The organism is Yersinia sp. Marseille-Q5920 (assembly GCF_946902935.1).
Taxonomy (GTDB): domain Bacteria; phylum Pseudomonadota; class Gammaproteobacteria; order Enterobacterales; family Enterobacteriaceae; genus Yersinia; species Yersinia rochesterensis.
Window position 1 is genome coordinate 226,072 of sequence record NZ_CAMPQA010000005.1, and the last position, 15,974, is coordinate 242,045.

Here is a 15,974-nt window from a genome sequence, read left to right on the forward strand (position 1 = left end):
TTAGCCAAACCAGCGGTGGAACATGAGCTTGATGTAATCCACCATGCGGCTGAAGAAACCGCCTTCTTTAACTTCGTTCATCACCACCAGTGGGCGTTGATCGATGGTTTTACCATCTAACTGGAAGTTAATCATCCCGACAACTTGATTCTTCGCCAGTGGTGCATGAATTTCAGGGGTATTAAGTACATAGCTGGCTTTCAGATCTTTCATCCGGCCACGTGGGATTGTCAGGTAAACGTCTTTATCAACCCCTAATTGTACACGGTCGCTATCACCAAACCAGACCGGTTCAGAAGCAAATTCTTTACCGACTTTCAGTGGCGCTACGGTTTCAAAGAAACGGAAGCCCCAGGTCAGCAGTTTTTTGCTTTCAGTTTCACGGCCCTTAAAGGTATGGCCGCCTAACACCACCGAAATCAAACGCATCTGCCCATCGGTAGCCGAGGCTACCAGATTATAACCCGCCGCTTCGGTATGGCCGGTTTTGATGCCATCAACATTCAAGCTGGTATCCCACAACAAACCATTGCGGTTGGTCTGGCGGATATTATTGAAGGTAAATTCTTTTTCTTTATAAATGGCGTATTCATCCGGGACATCGCGGATCAGCGCCTGCCCGATCAATGCCATATCGCGTGCTGAGCTGTACTGCCCTTCAGCATCTAAACCGTGGACGGTTTTGAACTGGGTGTTTTGCAGGCCCAGCGCTTTAACATAGTTGTTCATCAGGTTTACGAATGAGTCTTGGCTACCGGCAACGTAATCGGCCATCGCGACACAGGCATCGTTACCTGATTGCAAGTTGATACCACGGGTCAGTTTAGATACCGGCACACGGTCGCCTGGTTTCAGGAACATCAACGAGGAGCCCTTGAACTCTGGGTTGCCAGTCGCCCAAGCATCTTTACCCACGGTAACCATATCTTCTGGCCCGATTTTACCTGCTTTGATTGCCTGCCCAATAACATAGCTGGTCATCATTTTTGTCAGGCTAGCCGGGTTGCGGCGCGTATCCGCATTCATTTCTGCTAATACTTTGCCGGAGTTGTAATCAATCAGAACGTAGGCTTCCGCGTCGATCTGTGGCACACCGGGGATCATGGTTTTTAAATTGACGTCATCAGCGTTTGCAGCAGAAGCTGCGCTCATAACAATGACAGTGCCGAGCATCAAGCTCTTGATAATGCGAGAAGTAGTTACATATTTCATGGTCAGGACAACAACATCCGTGGGAGTAAGTTAAAAAAGTGCTACATCATACCATAGCCTTCTTACTTGACGTTGCTGCCTTGCTGCAACGCCAATTAATTGGGTTATAAACGTATGTAGCGTTTATAATTTTAACCGTAACATCCTGTTTGGACTGAGAGTTACGGTTATTTTTAGTAGACGGGCCTTAAATTGCTACAAGGTATGTATGATTTAAGGTGCCGCAACCACAAATGACTGCTGCTGAGCTTCGCTCGACAGGCGTTGTTGCAGTTCAACGGCCTGCTGGCGGCTGCTGAATGGCCCAAGTTGAACGCGGTGTACGCTGCCATTGGCGGCCACTTTCCCCGGCACACCAAAACGTTGACTCAAACTTTGCTGCCAAGTTTGCGCCCGCTGCGCATCACTCAACGCACCGACTTGAACCACATAACCACCCGATGATGGTGTCGCGGCCTCTGATGAGGTCACCGGGCCGGGGTTGGCGACCACCGGCGGCTGTACAGGTTGTGAACTCACTGTCGTGGGTTCTGAACTTTCCAGCACGCCCGCCGGGACTGGCGTTGATGCACGCAGGAAGCCGCTGCTTTGTGGGGCCACTGGCTGGTTAGTATCTGCACCGGACAAATGACTATTATCAATAGGGCGGACAGGCGCACTGACTGCGGGAGCATCCTGCTGTATTGGTGTCCCCATTCCGCTGGAACCTAAATCTGGGCGGTTTGGCAATGCATAACTTTGTTTCGCGATAGTGGTGCCAACCATGCCGGGGCCAGATAATGAGCCATCCGGTGCCACATTGATAAAATCAATCTTCACTTTGGTATTATTTGAAATATTTAGGCGATCGGCTGCTGCTTTGGATAAATCGATCACCCGACCTGGCGTGTAAGGGCCGCGGTCGTTGACGCGAACCACAATCTGGCGACCATTGCTGATGTTGGTGACTCGCACATAGCTTGGGATAGGCAGAGTGGGATGGGCCGCTGTCAATGCGTTGGGATCAAAAGTTTCGCCAGTAGCCGTGGTGTTGCCATTAGCTTCTTCGCCATACCACGCCGCGAGGCCAACCTGACTGAAGTTTTGCGGGTCTTTGACAATGCTATAGGACTGGCCATTAACCTTATAATCCTGATTAAAACTAGGATTAAATGGCTCATAGCGTGGTTCTGCACCGCCGATTTCTTCCACCGGGCCGTTGTATGTCTGCTGCACTTGTTGCTGGGGTGCCGGAGGCTGACTGGTACATGCTGATAACAGCACGCCTGCGATGCCTATCCAAAGCCATTCCTTACGCATTGCTCACCTCTATAAATTCTTAGATAACATTTTTCGATGAGTATGTATCGACATCACGATACCAAACCCGGCCATCAGCACTATCAGCGCCGAGCCTCCATAGCTGACCAAAGGCAAAGGTACGCCAACCACAGGTAAAATTCCACTTACCATGCCGATGTTAACAAACACGTAGACAAAGAGTATCAGCATTAACCCCCCGACCATCACCCGGCCGAAGGTGGTTTGCGCGTGGGCCGCAATCACCAGGCCGCGCATAATAAGGCACAGATAAAGGGCTAATAACACCAGCACACCAATTAAGCCCAATTCTTCGGCTAACACGGCAAAGATAAAGTCTGTATGGCGCTCGGGTAAGAATTCCAACTGTGACTGAGTTCCGTGTAGCCAGCCTTTTCCTGATAACCCACCGGAACCAATAGCAATTTTAGACTGAATAATATGATAGCCAGCCCCAAGTGGGTCACTTTCCGGGTCGAGCAGCATCATCACGCGATCGCGCTGGTAGCCATGCATCAGGAAGAACCACAGGATAGGAATAAATGCGGCAACCAAAACCGCGGCAATCGCGATCAAGCGCCAGCTCATACCGGAAAGGAACAAAACGAATAACCCGGAGGCGGCGACCAGGATAGAGGTGCCAAGGTCGGGTTGCGCGGCGACTAATAAAGTCGGCATAAAGATTAAAATCAGTGCGATGCCGGTATTTTTCAATGAGGGCGGGCAGACGTCACGGTTCATAAAGCGGGCGACCATCAATGGAACCGCAATTTTCGCAATTTCAGAGGGTTGGAAGCGGATGAAACCCAAATCCAGCCAGCGCTGCGCCCCTTTACTGATTTGTCCAAATGCATCGACCAGCACCAGTAAAATGACACAAACGAAATAGAGATAGGGCGCCCAACTTTCGTAGACGCGGGGCGGTATCTGCGCCATCACCAGCATCACAACCAAGCCCATCGCAATTTGACCTACCTTGCGTTCCATCATGCCGATGTCTTGACCACTAGCGCTCCACATCACGAAGGCGCTATAAGCCAGCAGCGCCAATACGCAAATTAGAAACGGCAGGTCAATGTGCATTTTGTACCACAAAGAGCCTTTTTGTTGATTATCAGTCATGAGTTACCTTAATCCGCTTCAACTAATTTGCCTTCGCTAGTCTGCTTCAACTCCCGGAGGCAGAGGAGTTGCGTCCGGCAATTCAGTGTTGTTATCGCCCAACAATATATGGTCGAGAATTTGGCGAGTAATTGTCCCCACCGCAGGCCCGGCACCACCATTTTCTAAGATCATGGCGACAGAGACCGTCGGGTTTTCGTAGGGGGCATAGGCGACCATTAATTTATGGTCACGCAAATGCTCAGCCACTTTATGAGCATTGTAGGTTTCGTAACTGTAAACCTGCGCCGTACCGGATTTTACCGCAGCCTTATACGGCGTACCTTCAAAGAATTTACGGCCGGTTCCGTTAGGGCGATTGGCTACACCATACATGCCATCTTTGGCGATTTCCCAGTAACCGGAATGGATATCACCAATTTGGGTGGTATCTTCTTGTTTATAAGGCACTAAAACGCCATCAATACGGGTGCTTTGCAATAAATGCGGTGTTTTAACCGCACCATCATTAATCAGGGTCGTCAATGCTTTTGCCATCTGGATCGGGGTGGCAGTCCAATATCCCTGACCGATGCCCACGGGGATAGTATCCCCTTGATACCATGGCTTTTTATGGCGTTTTTGTTTCCATTCGCGAGTCGGCATCAGGCCAGCTCGTTCTTCGGATAAGTCGATACCGGTATATTCACCATAACCGAATTTGGTCATCCAGGAGGATAAGCGGTCAATCCCCATGTCATAAGCAACCTGATAGAAGAAGGTGTCGGCCGACTCTTCCAGCGCTTTGGTGACATTCAACCGGCCATGGCCCCATTTCTTCCAGTCGCGAAAACGTTTTTCTGAACCAGGGAGTTGCCACCAGCCGGGGTCAAACAGACTGGTGTTTTTGGTGATAACACCGGCACTGAGAGCCGAAACAGCAATATAGGGTTTTACCGTCGAAGCGGGCGGGTAAACACCTTGAGTGGCACGGTTTATCAGTGGGCGATTCGGGTCGTTCAATAGCCCCTGATAATCTTTATTGGAGATGCCATCGACAAACAGATTAGGGTCATAGCTGGGGTTGGATACCAAGGCTAAAATCCCACCGGTTCGCGGGTCGGTAACAACAACAGCTGCGCGGCTGCCACTCAACAATTGCTCAATATAGGTTTGCAGATGCAAATCAATCGTCAGATAAATATCTTTACCGGCCTGTGGTGGCTGCTCATGCAGTTGACGAATGACCCGGCCACGGTTATTCACTTCAACTTCTTCATAACCGGTTTTTCCGTGCAGCACAGACTCATAATAGCGTTCAATACCTAGCTTACCGATATCGTGCGTTGCTGCATAGTTAGCGAGAATTCCGTCTTTATCCAGACGTTCGACGTCTTTATCATTAATCTTGGAAACATAGCCAATGACATGTGTCAGTGCTGAACCATAAGGGTAGAAGCGGCGCTGATAGCCTTTGACTTCAATGCCGGGGAAGCGGAATTGATTAACGGCGAAGCGAGCGACTTGTACTTCGGAGAGTGGAGTTTTGACCGCAATTGAAGTAAATCGGCGTGAGCGCTTACGCTCTTTTTCAAAATTGGCGATATCCTCATCCGTCAGATCCACTACGGGGCGCAGTGCATTGAGGGTGGCGGGGAGGTCTTCAATTTTTTCCGGCATCAGCTCTAACTGATAAATTGTCCGGTTCATCGCCAGCGGGGTGCCGTTACGGTCAAATATCATGCCACGGCTTGGGGCGATGGGAACCAGCTTAATGCGGTTTTCATTGGAACGAGTGCGATAGTCTTCAAAACGGACTATCTGCAAATTGTATAGGTTTGCGACCAATATTCCGCTAAGCAGCAGGATACCGAGAAAGGCCACCAGGGCACGACGGACAAACAAGGCTGATTCAGCCGAATAGTCGCGAAAAGGATTAAGTTCTTTTTTCATCCTGCTACTGGCTTCACTCTATTCAGGGTTATCATTTCACTCAGATTCATCGCCCACCTATTCCCGGTGATAAGGGTGATTGGTCGTAATACTCCAGGCGCGATAGAGGCTCTCGGCAACTAAAACACGGACTAAAGGATGAGGTAGCGTCAGCGGAGAGAGCGACCAGCTCTGCTCGGCGGCGGCTTTACAGGCTGGGGCTAACCCCTCCGGCCCGCCAATCAGCAAACTGACATCTCGGCCATCTTGCTTCCAGCGCTCTAATTGTTGAGCCAATTGTGGGGTTTCCCAGGGGGTCCCTGGGATATCCAGCGTGACAATACGGTTGTTTTTCCCAACCGCCGCCAGCATTAGCTCGCCTTCTTTTTCCAAAATGCGTTTGATATCCGCATTTTTACCCCGTTTACCTGCGGGTATCTCTACCAGCTCGAAGGGCATATCTTTGGGAAAGCGGCGCAGGTAATCGATAAAACCTGTCTGCACCCAGTCTGGCATTTTTGTACCGACGGCTACCAGTTGCAGTTTCACCGCTTAGCTCCAGAGTTTTTCCAGTTCGTAAATACGGCGACTTTCTTCTTGCATCACATGCACAATGACTTCGCCTAAGTCGACGACGACCCAGTCAGAGACACCCTGACCTTCGATACCAAAAGGTATCATGCCAGCCGCGCGCGATTCCTGAACCAGGTTATCTGCCAGTGCCATAACATGGCGAGTGGACGTACCGGTACAAATAATCATGAAATCAGTGATGCTGGACTTACCCTGAACATCCAGAGTGATAATGTCTTGGCCTTTTAAATCATCGAGCTTGTCGATAACAAATTCTTGGAGCGCTTTACCTTGCAAAGGTTCCCCCTCGGGTGATTTCTGTCTATACCCTTCGTACTTGAAGTAGCAGGGGTGTTAGCTACACTTTCTCACCCGAGTCACTTACTCATGTAAGCTCTTCGGGATTCGTGCGCTGGCTGCCTACCTGCAACGTCAAGTTCTTTGGGTATATAACGTTCTTAAGTATTGTTTGCAGGAGATCCCGCGAACAGTTACCGGTATGAACAGTTAGAATGTAACGTTTTTTCAGCGAATACCTGAAATTTAGCGGCGGAGTATAACATGGGTAAATGCATCGCGATATAAACCCTCAGCCACGAACCGCCTTCATACTTGAAGCCGCAGGAGTGTTCGCTACGTTCACTCACCTGAATCACTTACCTGAGTAAGCTCATCGGGGCTAATGAGCCTCATCCTTGAGGCTCACCCTACGGGCTAGCATAAATGCTGTTCAAATCGGTTCAGACCGATTTGTCATTCTCTTGCTGCCTACCTGCAACTTCAATTTTTTTGGCGATACAAACCTTGTAACTCAATATATCGCTGTACTGCACGAGGCAGTAAGTCATCGCAACTTTCGCCATTATGACGCCGATGGCGAATATCGGTAGCAGAAATGTTCAATAAAGGTGTGTCTGCCAGATAGATTGCCCCATGGGGCCGCAGGCTTAACGCCTCTGGTTCAAAGACACGATGGGCATCAAGCCATTGCTGTAATTCAGGTGTTTCCAGTGTTTGCGAGTAGCCAGGGCGAGCGCAAACCAACAAGTGACACACATCTAGCAATGATTGCCAGCGATGCCATTTATGCAGCGACAGTAATGAGTCTTGCCCAATAATAAACGCTAAAGGCTGTGTAGCACCACGTTCTTTACGCAGTGCTTCCAGTGTATCAATGGTGAATGATGGGCTGTCGCGTAATAACTCGCGTGAATCAACGCTGAACAAAGGATTGTCGGCCACTGCCAGTTCGACCATTTTTAGCCGCTGTTGTGCATTGGCTTCAGGTTGCGGACGATGCGGAGGGACATGATTAGGCAACAAAATAATGTGTTGTAAACCGACTTGTTGAGCCAATGCTTCAACTGGCTTTAAATGACCATAATGAATGGGGTCAAAAGTCCCACCGAACAGGGCAAACAGCGTGCGAGTCGGGGATTTATTCGGCATCAAAAAAACTCTCAGGTAAATTTTTTCCACACATCAGCATAGATAGTGTTTCTAACTCCGGCCAGACTGACTGACCATAGTCCTGTTTCAGACGGACTTCTATCTGTGCTAATAAATGCACAGCTTGTTGCAGTTGTTGCATGGAAAGGCGCTGTAGTGCTTGAGTCATCATCGGACGGCGATTTTGCCACACTTTGAATTGGTCAAATAAAGTTCTCAGTGGCACTTGTCCCATTCGGCGCTTTAGCGTTAACAACTGTAATAATTCGCGCTGAAGTGTGCGCAGTAAGATAACTGGCTCACTGTCTTCCTGCTGCAATTGTTGCAGAATATGCCAGGCGCGTTTGCTTTTCCCTGCCAGTAAGGCATCAAGCCAGTGATACGGGGTGAAATGTGCGGCGTCGTTGACGGCTTGCTCTACTTTGGGCAGTGTTAGTTTGCCGTCAGGGTAAAGCAAGGAGAGCCGTTCCAATGCTTGTGATAACGCCAGCAAGTTACCTTCATAGCAGTAGCAAAGCAGTTGAACGGCGGCATCATCTACCTCTAGATTCAGACTCTTAGCGCGAATACTTACCCAGCGTGGAAGCTGCGCTTGTTCTGGTGTTTGGCAACTGACAAAAACACCATTCTGGCTGAGGGCCTTAAACCAAGCGCTGTTTTCTTGCGCCTTAGTCAGCTTGTTTGCCCGCAATATCAGCAAGATATCAGGGTGCAGCAAGCCAGATAATTTAACTAACTGTTCATTCATTGGCGCGGTCAATCCGCTGTCCGGGAAACTCAATAGAAGAGTTTGGCGGCTGGCAAATAAACTCAGTGCCTGACAAAGACTAAAAATATTGTCCCATTCAGTGTGAGCATCCAGCGCGAAACTGAAATGCTCGGTGAAATCATGGGATATTGCTACACGGCGAATATGGTCTTGGCTTTCCTGTAACAATAAGGGTTCGTTACCACATAACAGATAACAAGCACGCAGCCCCTCATGGAGCTGCGCGACAAGTTGTTCAGGATAGACTCGGATCATTGGGCCGGGGTACTGACAGCAGGTTTGCCAATATTGATTTCTTCGACAACAGCCGTTTTAGCGGCACCAGGAGCAGTATTACCTTTCGTTAGTGCATCGCCATTTTCCCGCGCATTTTGCACTTCAGCAGCATGCACAACCAAAAGCTTACGCACTAACTGTTGAGCCGCCTGATCACGCATTTCCTGACGTAAAACATCGGCTTCCGCCGCTTTCGCCAGTGCTGTTAGCGGGTTATCGAAGAAAGTACGGAAGACATTGACCTGTATTGGGTAAATATCATGACCTGGAATCAGAACTTGCGCCTGTACATGCAAGACTAACTGATACTCCGCCGTCACACCGTTACGGAAGACTGACACTGTATTCTGACTCTGGGATGAGCCAATAATCCGTAGTATCGGTAGGTCCTTACGCATCGGGTCATCAACAATAGTGACGTTACTTAAACGCAATTGTTGGCGTATCGCACGAGTTAACGGGCCATAAGGATCGCTACTTTCCAGCAACAGTTTTTGTAGCTCAGGTGGCACCTGAGTGGTGCCTCGCAAATTAAAGCCACAGCCAGCGGTGACTAGCACCGCCAACCCCAGCAACAGCGTCAGAATACGATGTCGCACAACTCCTCCTTGTCTTAACCTACAACCAGGTTAAGCAGTTTGCCTGGGACATAGATGACTTTACGCACGGTAACGCCATCCAGGTATTTAGCCACCAAGTGCTCTTGACCAGCGCGCTCACGGACTTGCTGCTCAGTGGCATCGGCAGGCACAGTAATTCGGCCCCGCACTTTGCCATTAACCTGTATGACCACTAATTTAGAGTCTTCGACCATTGCTTGTTCATCTGCAATTGGCCATGGCGCGATATCAATATCACCTTCGCCACCCAGAGCTTGCCACAAGCTGAAGCAAACGTGAGGGGTGAATGGATATAGCATACGCACCACTGCCAGCAATGCTTCTTGCAACAGAGCGCGGTCTTGCTCAGTTTCCTGAGGTGCGCGGCCCAGCTTGTTCATCAACTCCATCACCGCAGCAATGGCGGTATTGAACGTTTGACGGCGGCCCACGTCATCAGTGACTTTGGCAATTGTTTTGTGCAACTCACGACGTAAAGATTTTTGTTCTTCCGTCAGGCTAGCGATATCCAGTGCGGCTACCGCCCCTTTAGTGGTGTGGTCAAACACCAAGCGCCAGACGCGTTTCAGGAAGCGGTTAGCGCCTTCTACACCAGATTCCTGCCACTCCAGCGTCATTTCTGCTGGTGAAGCAAACATCATAAACAGGCGCACGGTGTCGGCACCGTATTTTTCTACCATGATTTGTGGGTCGATACCGTTATTTTTCGATTTCGACATTTTGCTCATACCGGCATAAACCAGTTCATGGCCTTCGGCATCCGCTGCTTTAACAATGCGGCCTTTGTCATCACGCTCAACAATGGCATCAGCCGGAGAAACCCAAATGCGCTCACCGCTAGTGCCGGTGTAGTAGAAGGCATCCGCCAGCACCATACCCTGACACAACAGGCGCTTGGCGGGTTCATCTGAATTCACCAGACCGGCATCACGCAGCAGTTTGTGGAAGAAGCGGAAATACATCAGGTGCATGATGGCATGCTCAATCCCGCCGATGTATTGATCGACTGGCAGCCAGTAGTTAGCCGCCGCCGGATCCAGCATCCCTTCATCATATTGTGGGCAGGTGTAGCGCGCGTAATACCAGGAAGATTCCATAAAGGTATCGAAAGTATCGGTTTCACGCAGGCCAGGCATACCATTGACGGTGGTTTTAGCCCACTCAGGATCGGCCTTGATCGGGCTGGTAATACCATCCATGACGACATCTTCCGGCAGGATGACCGGCAGTTGATCTTCAGGTGTTGGCACTACAGTGCCGTCTTCCAGTGTTACCATCGGGATAGGCGCGCCCCAATAGCGTTGACGGGAAACACCCCAATCACGCAGACGGTAATTGACTTTGCGCTGACCGACACCCAGTGCGACCAGTTTGTCGGCGATAGCATTGAAACCATCTTCGTAATTCAGACCATCAAACTCACCCGAGTTAAACAGGGTGCCTTTTTCGGTCATCGCTTCCTGACTCAAGTCTGGCTCACTGCCGTCAGCCGCCAAAATGACCGGCTTGATTGGCAGGTTATATTTGGTCGCAAATTCCCAGTCACGAGCATCGTGGCCTGGAACCGCCATGACTGCACCGGTGCCGTAATCCATCAAGACAAAGTTAGCCGCCCAGATAGGCAGTTTTTCACCCGTCAGTGGATGGATGGCATACAGGCCGGTTGCCATGCCTTTTTTCTCCATCGTGGCCATTTCAGCTTCGGCAACTTTGGTGTTACGGCATTCAGCAACAAAATCAGCCAGTGCCGGGTTGGTGACCGCGGCTTGCAATGACAATGGATGGCCCGCAGCAACCGCCAGGTAGGTCACACCCATAAAGGTGTCTGGGCGAGTGGTGTAGACGGAGAATTTCTCTTCGCTGTCGGCGACATCGAAAACGATATCAACCCCTTCAGAGCGGCCAATCCAGTTACGTTGCATGGTCTTAACTTGTTCTGGCCAGCTTTCCAGCGTGTCCAGGTCATTAAGCAATTGGTCAGCGTAATCAGTGATTTTAATAAACCACTGTGGAATTTCTTTGCGTTCAACTTTGGTATCACAGCGCCAGCAGCAGCCGTCGATCACTTGCTCGTTAGCCAGAACAGTTAAGTCGTGTGGACACCAGTTAACCGCCGAGGTCTTTTTGTAGACCATGCCTTTTTCATACAACTTGGTGAAGAACCACTGTTCCCAACGGTAATAATCAGGTTTACAGGTGGCAATCTCGCGATCCCAGTCATAACCGAAGCCCAGTAATTTTAACTGGTTCTTCATATATTCGATGTTGTCGTAAGTCCAAGGGGCAGGTGCGGTGTTGTTTTTGACCGCCGCGCCTTCAGCTGGCAGGCCAAATGCATCCCAACCGATAGGCTGTAACACGTTTTTGCCCAGCATGCGCTGGTAACGGGAGATAACATCACCAATGGTGTAGTTACGAACGTGCCCCATATGTAGGCGCCCTGACGGATACGGCAGCATGGATAGGCAGTAATATTTTTCTTTGCTGGTATCTTCAGTGACTTTAAAAATTTGCTTCTCTTGCCAGTGAAGCTGAACTTGCGTTTCGATATCTTCTGGGCGGTATTGCTCTTGCATGGCGGCCGGTGGTCCTATAGTGAAAAACAGCTACGCCTGTAGCATCATCTGTTTCATATCATAAAGAGAGATCCGCATAGCATAGCTGATAAGCGGCAGCGGCAACAACACTCTGCATCCTACAGGAGGCATTTTCTGCGCAGTGAATGGCAGAAATCATCAAAGTGACGCGAGAACAACCTGATGATGACGTGACTTCAGTCATTTACGACTAAAATTATTAACGTTAGCTTTAATATCAGAGTAAGTACCCGCAGATAACAGGAGCGAAGTAAGCAAAACAGGCACTTTATCCCTATTTCTTTGTCACAACTTTTGCTTTATCACAATTTGCTTTATCACAACCGTGGATCGAGGAGACTGTATGAACAAGGTAGCTCAATATTATCGTGAGTTGGTGGCATCACTGACTGAACGCTTGAAAAATGGTGAACGTGATATCGACAAGCTGGTGGACAGCGCTGAGCAGCGGCTAGATGTGTTAGAAGACTTAACTCGCAGTGAAGTCGAGCAAATTATTCAGGCGGTGCGGCGAGATCTGGAGGAATTTGCTCGTAGCTATGAAGAGAGTAAGGATGAATTTACTGATAGCGTATTTATGCGAGTTATTAAAGAAAGTTTATGGCAGGAGCTGGCTGATATCACCGACAAAACACAGTTGGAGTGGCGTGAGGTGTTCAAAGATGTCAGCCACCATGGGGTTTATCACAGTGGCGAGGTGGTCGGGCTGGGGAACCTGGTCTGTGAAAAATGCCATTATCACCTGGCTTTCTATACCCCAGAAGTGTTGCCGCTTTGCCCTAAATGTGGTCATGACCAATTTAATCGCCGGCCTTTCCAGCCCTAAAGCTGATTTAGGCTAAAAGAGACACTCCGCGCTGGCGGAGTGTCAAAAGCTTATTTGCCGTAGCGGGCAATACGTTCGACCAGTAAATCAATAAATCCTTTTCGATCAATGCCCATCAGAACTTCTGCATTAGGTTTATTGTCAGTGAGTTGGTAATAATCAACCACTGTCATCCCTTGGGTATATTCACCACGGGTTTCGATACCGACCCAACGTTCAATACTGGTGAATAATTCCGGTGCCAATAACCAGGCGATGGTGCAAGGATCATGCAATGGCGCACCTTGAAAACCCCAGCGCTCTTGTCGGTGATACAACATAAAGAAATCCAATAAGTCCGCAACTACCTCGGCGATTGGATTATTCAACTGACGAATTCTGTCAATGTCCTCATCCATCACTTGTGCTTGATGAGTGACATCCAACCCCGCCATGGTAATGGGGATTCCCGATTTAAAGACACGATCAGCTGCTTCGGGGTCAACAAAAATGTTAAATTCAGCCGCAGGCGTCCAGTTTCCTAACATCACCGCCCCGCCCATGATAACGATGCGGTCTATTTTGGCCGCCAGAGCACCATGGCCGGCCAGTAACAAAGCGACGTTAGTCAGAGGGCCGGTTGCCACCAAGGTCACGGGGTGAGGGCTGTCACGCAATATTCTCGCCATTAGTTCCACGGCATTTTCAGCTTGTGGCGCGAAGCCCGGATCAGGTAGCGATGGGCCATCTAAACCACTTTCACCGTGAACATTGTTAGCGATAATCAGTTCGCGCAGTAGCGGCTTCAATGCCCCCCCAGCCACCGGAATATCCTGGCGCTCAAGTAATGTCAAAATCCGCAGCGCATTGCGCAAAGTCTTATCGGGGGTTTGGTTGCCAGCACAGGTGGTCACGGCTTGTACATTCAGTTCGGGGGAGGTCAGAGCCAAAATCAGCGCAATAGCATCGTCATGGCCGGGATCGCAATCAATGATAATAGAGCGGGACATCACTTTTCCTCTTTTAGTGGCAGCATTCTTTGGAGGATGCGCACAATAAAATGGATAAGCAATCTCGGCGGGTGTAAAAAGAGAACCAGAGCAAATTTCCTCCCCCACCGGCGCAGGGGAGGAGGGCGGTTAATGCAGGATTTTCGCCAGGAAGTCTTTGGCACGGTCAGATTTAGGATTGTTAAAGAAATCATCTTTGTTACTGTCTTCGACGATTTTCCCTTCATCCATGAAAATAACCCGGTTAGCGACTTTACGGGCGAAGCCCATTTCGTGGGTCACTACCATCATGGTCATGCCCTCTAGCGCCAGTTTGACCATTACATCCAGCACCTCGTTGATCATTTCTGGGTCAAGGGCTGAAGTCGGTTCGTCAAACAACATGGCGATAGGGTCCATACACAGTGCGCGGGCAATCGCCACACGCTGTTGCTGGCCACCAGATAACTGAGAGGGGAATTTATCTGCGTGGGTGGTAAGACCGACACGCTCTAACAATTTTAGCCCTTTTTCCCGCGCTTCTGTTTTATCGCGTTTGAGCACTTTGACTTGTGCCAGTGTCAGGTTTTCAATGATAGACAAGTGTGGGAACAGTTCAAAATGCTGGAACACCATGCCGACTTTGGAGCGTAATTGCGCCAAGTTGGTGCCCTTATCATTCACAGCAATACCATTTACTGTAATGTTTCCTTTTTGAATTGGTTCCAGCCCATTAACAGTTTTGATTAAGGTCGATTTACCTGAGCCAGAAGGGCCGCAGACCACCACGACCTCGCCTTTTTTTACTTCGGTGGTGCAGTCAGCCAGCACCTGAAAGTGGCCGTACCACTTAGAAACATTTTTCAGGGAAATCATCAAACAGTCCTTTTCTTCAAATAGTTAACCAGCATCGACGCGGAAAAACTGATAACGAAATACACCAAACCGGCAAACAGCACCATTTCGACCTGAGTCCCGTCCCGCTCGCCAATAGTGGTCGCGGTGCGGAAGAAATCCGCCAGACTAAGGACATATACCAGCGATGTATCCTGAAATAATACAATCCCTTGGGTTAACAGCAATGGCACCATGGCGCGGAAAGCCTGGGGCAGAATAACCAGTCTCATTGACTGACCTTGGGTCATGCCCAACGCCAGAGCTGCAGAGGATTGCCCACGAGAGATGCTTTGGATCCCGGCACGGATAATTTCTGAGTAATAAGCCGCTTCAAATAATGAAAAGGCTACCATGGCAGAGATTAAGCGAATATCAGTTTTTGGTGATAAGCCCAGCACATTTTGTAATAAGCTCGGAACCACCAGATAAAACCACAGCAGCACCATCACCAAAGGAATAGAGCGGAACACGTTGACATAGGCGGTGGCAAACCAACGGATGGCTTTAATCGGCGACAGCCGCATCACGGCCAGAATCGTGCCCCAGATAATCCCAAAGACAATGGCGATAAGGGTTATTTTGGCGGTAACGGCCAAACCTTGCAGCAGATATGGCAGGCTGGGGGCGATGGAACTCCAATCAAATTCGTACATTATTTACTCCCCAGATTGCCGGGCAACTGCACTTTCTTTTCAACTAATCGCATCAACAACATAATGATAGCGTTGATCAATACATAACCAAGGGTGATGGCAGTAAACGACTCATAGGCGTGAGCTGAGTAATCCAGCAATTTCCCTGCTTGTGCCGCCATATCCACCAGCCCGATTGTTGATGCAATCGCTGAGTTTTTAACCAAATTGAGCATTTCTGAGGTCATCGGGGGAATAATGACCCGATAGGCATTGGGCAATAAAACATAGCGGTAAGTTTGCGGCAGAGTTAACCCCATCGCCAAACCCGCCGCTTTTTGACCTCGAGGCAGTGATTGAATCCCGGCACGTACCTGTTCACAAACACGAGCGGCGGTAAATAAACCCAGACACATCATTGATGAAAGGAAGAACTGGATATTCGGATCTAACTCACTTTTGAACCACATGCCAAGATTGGTCGGTAAAAGCTCAGGGACCACCAGATACCAGGTAAAGAATTGCACAATAAGCGGCACATTACGGAACAGCTCGACGTAAGTGGCCCCTATGGTAGACAGAATGCGGTTGGGAACTGTTCTTAAAATCCCAAATAATGAACCTACGAAGAAAGCGATAACCCAAGCGCACAATGATAATGCGACAGTGACCTGAAAGCCGGACCAAATCCAGCCGAAATAGGTGGTATTACCGAAAGGGGCAGGTTGCAAGAAAATGCCCCAGTTCCAGTCTATTGACATAACAAACTCCCTTAAAAGGATGGATAAGCCACCCTGATGACTGATGATCCAATGCGTTGCGG

General features: G+C 49.4%; 15 protein-coding genes. 1 reads left to right on the forward strand and 14 read right to left on the reverse strand.

From position 1 onward, the window contains the following. The 10 genes from dacA to leuS form a co-directional block, all read right to left on the reverse strand. The gene (dacA, locus tag OVO64_RS09475) at window positions 1-1,212 is read right to left on the reverse strand and encodes a D-alanyl-D-alanine carboxypeptidase DacA (RefSeq protein WP_038634797.1); all 1,212 of its coding nucleotides are present in this window, start codon (window positions 1,210-1,212) and stop codon (window positions 1-3) included. Between the two features lie 213 nt (window positions 1,213-1,425). Continuing rightward, on the reverse strand, window positions 1,426-2,511 hold the full coding sequence (gene rlpA, locus OVO64_RS09480) for an endolytic peptidoglycan transglycosylase RlpA (protein ID WP_038634795.1): 1,086 nt from the start codon (window positions 2,509-2,511) through the stop codon (window positions 1,426-1,428). Window positions 2,512-2,520: 9 nt separating this feature from the next. Further along, window positions 2,521-3,633, reverse strand: a complete 1,113-nt coding sequence (gene mrdB, locus OVO64_RS09485) for a peptidoglycan glycosyltransferase MrdB (protein WP_038634793.1) — start codon at window positions 3,631-3,633, stop codon at window positions 2,521-2,523. Window positions 3,634-3,669: 36 nt separating this feature from the next. Beyond that, window positions 3,670-5,565, reverse strand: a complete 1,896-nt coding sequence (gene mrdA, locus OVO64_RS09490; protein ID WP_050291452.1) for a peptidoglycan DD-transpeptidase MrdA — start codon at window positions 5,563-5,565, stop codon at window positions 3,670-3,672. 57 nt (window positions 5,566-5,622) lie between these two features. Further along, entirely contained in the window at window positions 5,623-6,093 is a 471-nt protein-coding gene (gene rlmH, locus OVO64_RS09495) for a 23S rRNA (pseudouridine(1915)-N(3))-methyltransferase RlmH (protein WP_004390602.1), read from the reverse strand. Window positions 6,094-6,096: 3 nt separating this feature from the next. Continuing rightward, window positions 6,097-6,414: a ribosome silencing factor gene (rsfS, locus tag OVO64_RS09500; RefSeq protein WP_004390601.1), complete on the reverse strand. Its 318-nt coding sequence runs from the start codon at window positions 6,412-6,414 to the stop codon at window positions 6,097-6,099. A gap of 483 nt (window positions 6,415-6,897) precedes the next feature. Continuing rightward, window positions 6,898-7,566, reverse strand: a complete 669-nt coding sequence (gene nadD / locus OVO64_RS09505) for a nicotinate-nucleotide adenylyltransferase (protein ID WP_038634788.1) — start codon at window positions 7,564-7,566, stop codon at window positions 6,898-6,900. After that, window positions 7,556-8,590, reverse strand: coding sequence for a DNA polymerase III subunit delta (holA, locus tag OVO64_RS09510; protein ID WP_038634785.1), 1,035 nt, complete (start codon window positions 8,588-8,590; stop codon window positions 7,556-7,558). The genes nadD and holA overlap by 11 nt, the downstream gene beginning before the upstream one ends. After that, window positions 8,587-9,210 carry an LPS assembly lipoprotein LptE gene (gene lptE / locus OVO64_RS09515; protein WP_038634782.1) on the reverse strand — a complete coding sequence of 208 codons (624 nt, stop codon included), beginning with the start codon at window positions 9,208-9,210 and terminating at the stop codon, window positions 8,587-8,589. The genes holA and lptE overlap by 4 nt, the downstream gene beginning before the upstream one ends. A 14-nt stretch (window positions 9,211-9,224) precedes the next feature. Beyond that, window positions 9,225-11,807: a leucine--tRNA ligase gene (leuS, locus tag OVO64_RS09520; RefSeq protein WP_267248730.1), complete on the reverse strand. Its 2,583-nt coding sequence runs from the start codon at window positions 11,805-11,807 to the stop codon at window positions 9,225-9,227. A gap of 364 nt (window positions 11,808-12,171) precedes the next feature. Here leuS and OVO64_RS09525 point away from each other — a divergent pair, with 364 nt between their 5' ends. After that, the gene (locus OVO64_RS09525; RefSeq protein WP_038634773.1) at window positions 12,172-12,654 is read left to right on the forward strand and encodes a zinc ribbon-containing protein; all 483 of its coding nucleotides are present in this window, start codon (window positions 12,172-12,174) and stop codon (window positions 12,652-12,654) included. Window positions 12,655-12,704: 50 nt separating this feature from the next. On the opposite strand, the gene rihA is transcribed toward OVO64_RS09525, so the two are convergent. The 4 genes from rihA to OVO64_RS09545 form a co-directional block, all read right to left on the reverse strand. Beyond that, window positions 12,705-13,643, reverse strand: coding sequence for a pyrimidine-specific ribonucleoside hydrolase RihA (gene rihA, locus OVO64_RS09530; protein WP_050291451.1), 939 nt, complete (start codon window positions 13,641-13,643; stop codon window positions 12,705-12,707). Between the two features lie 129 nt (window positions 13,644-13,772). Further along, window positions 13,773-14,498, reverse strand: coding sequence for an amino acid ABC transporter ATP-binding protein (locus tag OVO64_RS09535; RefSeq protein WP_004390594.1), 726 nt, complete (start codon window positions 14,496-14,498; stop codon window positions 13,773-13,775). Next, window positions 14,498-15,172, reverse strand: a complete 675-nt coding sequence (gene gltK, locus OVO64_RS09540) for a glutamate/aspartate ABC transporter permease GltK (protein WP_032819850.1) — start codon at window positions 15,170-15,172, stop codon at window positions 14,498-14,500. Before gltK ends, OVO64_RS09535 begins: the two co-directional genes overlap by 1 nt. Next, window positions 15,172-15,912 (reverse strand): amino acid ABC transporter permease, encoded by a 741-nt coding sequence (locus OVO64_RS09545; RefSeq protein WP_038634768.1) that lies wholly within the window; start codon window positions 15,910-15,912, stop codon window positions 15,172-15,174. The genes gltK and OVO64_RS09545 overlap by 1 nt, the downstream gene beginning before the upstream one ends. Between the last annotated feature and the right edge of the window lie 62 nt (window positions 15,913-15,974).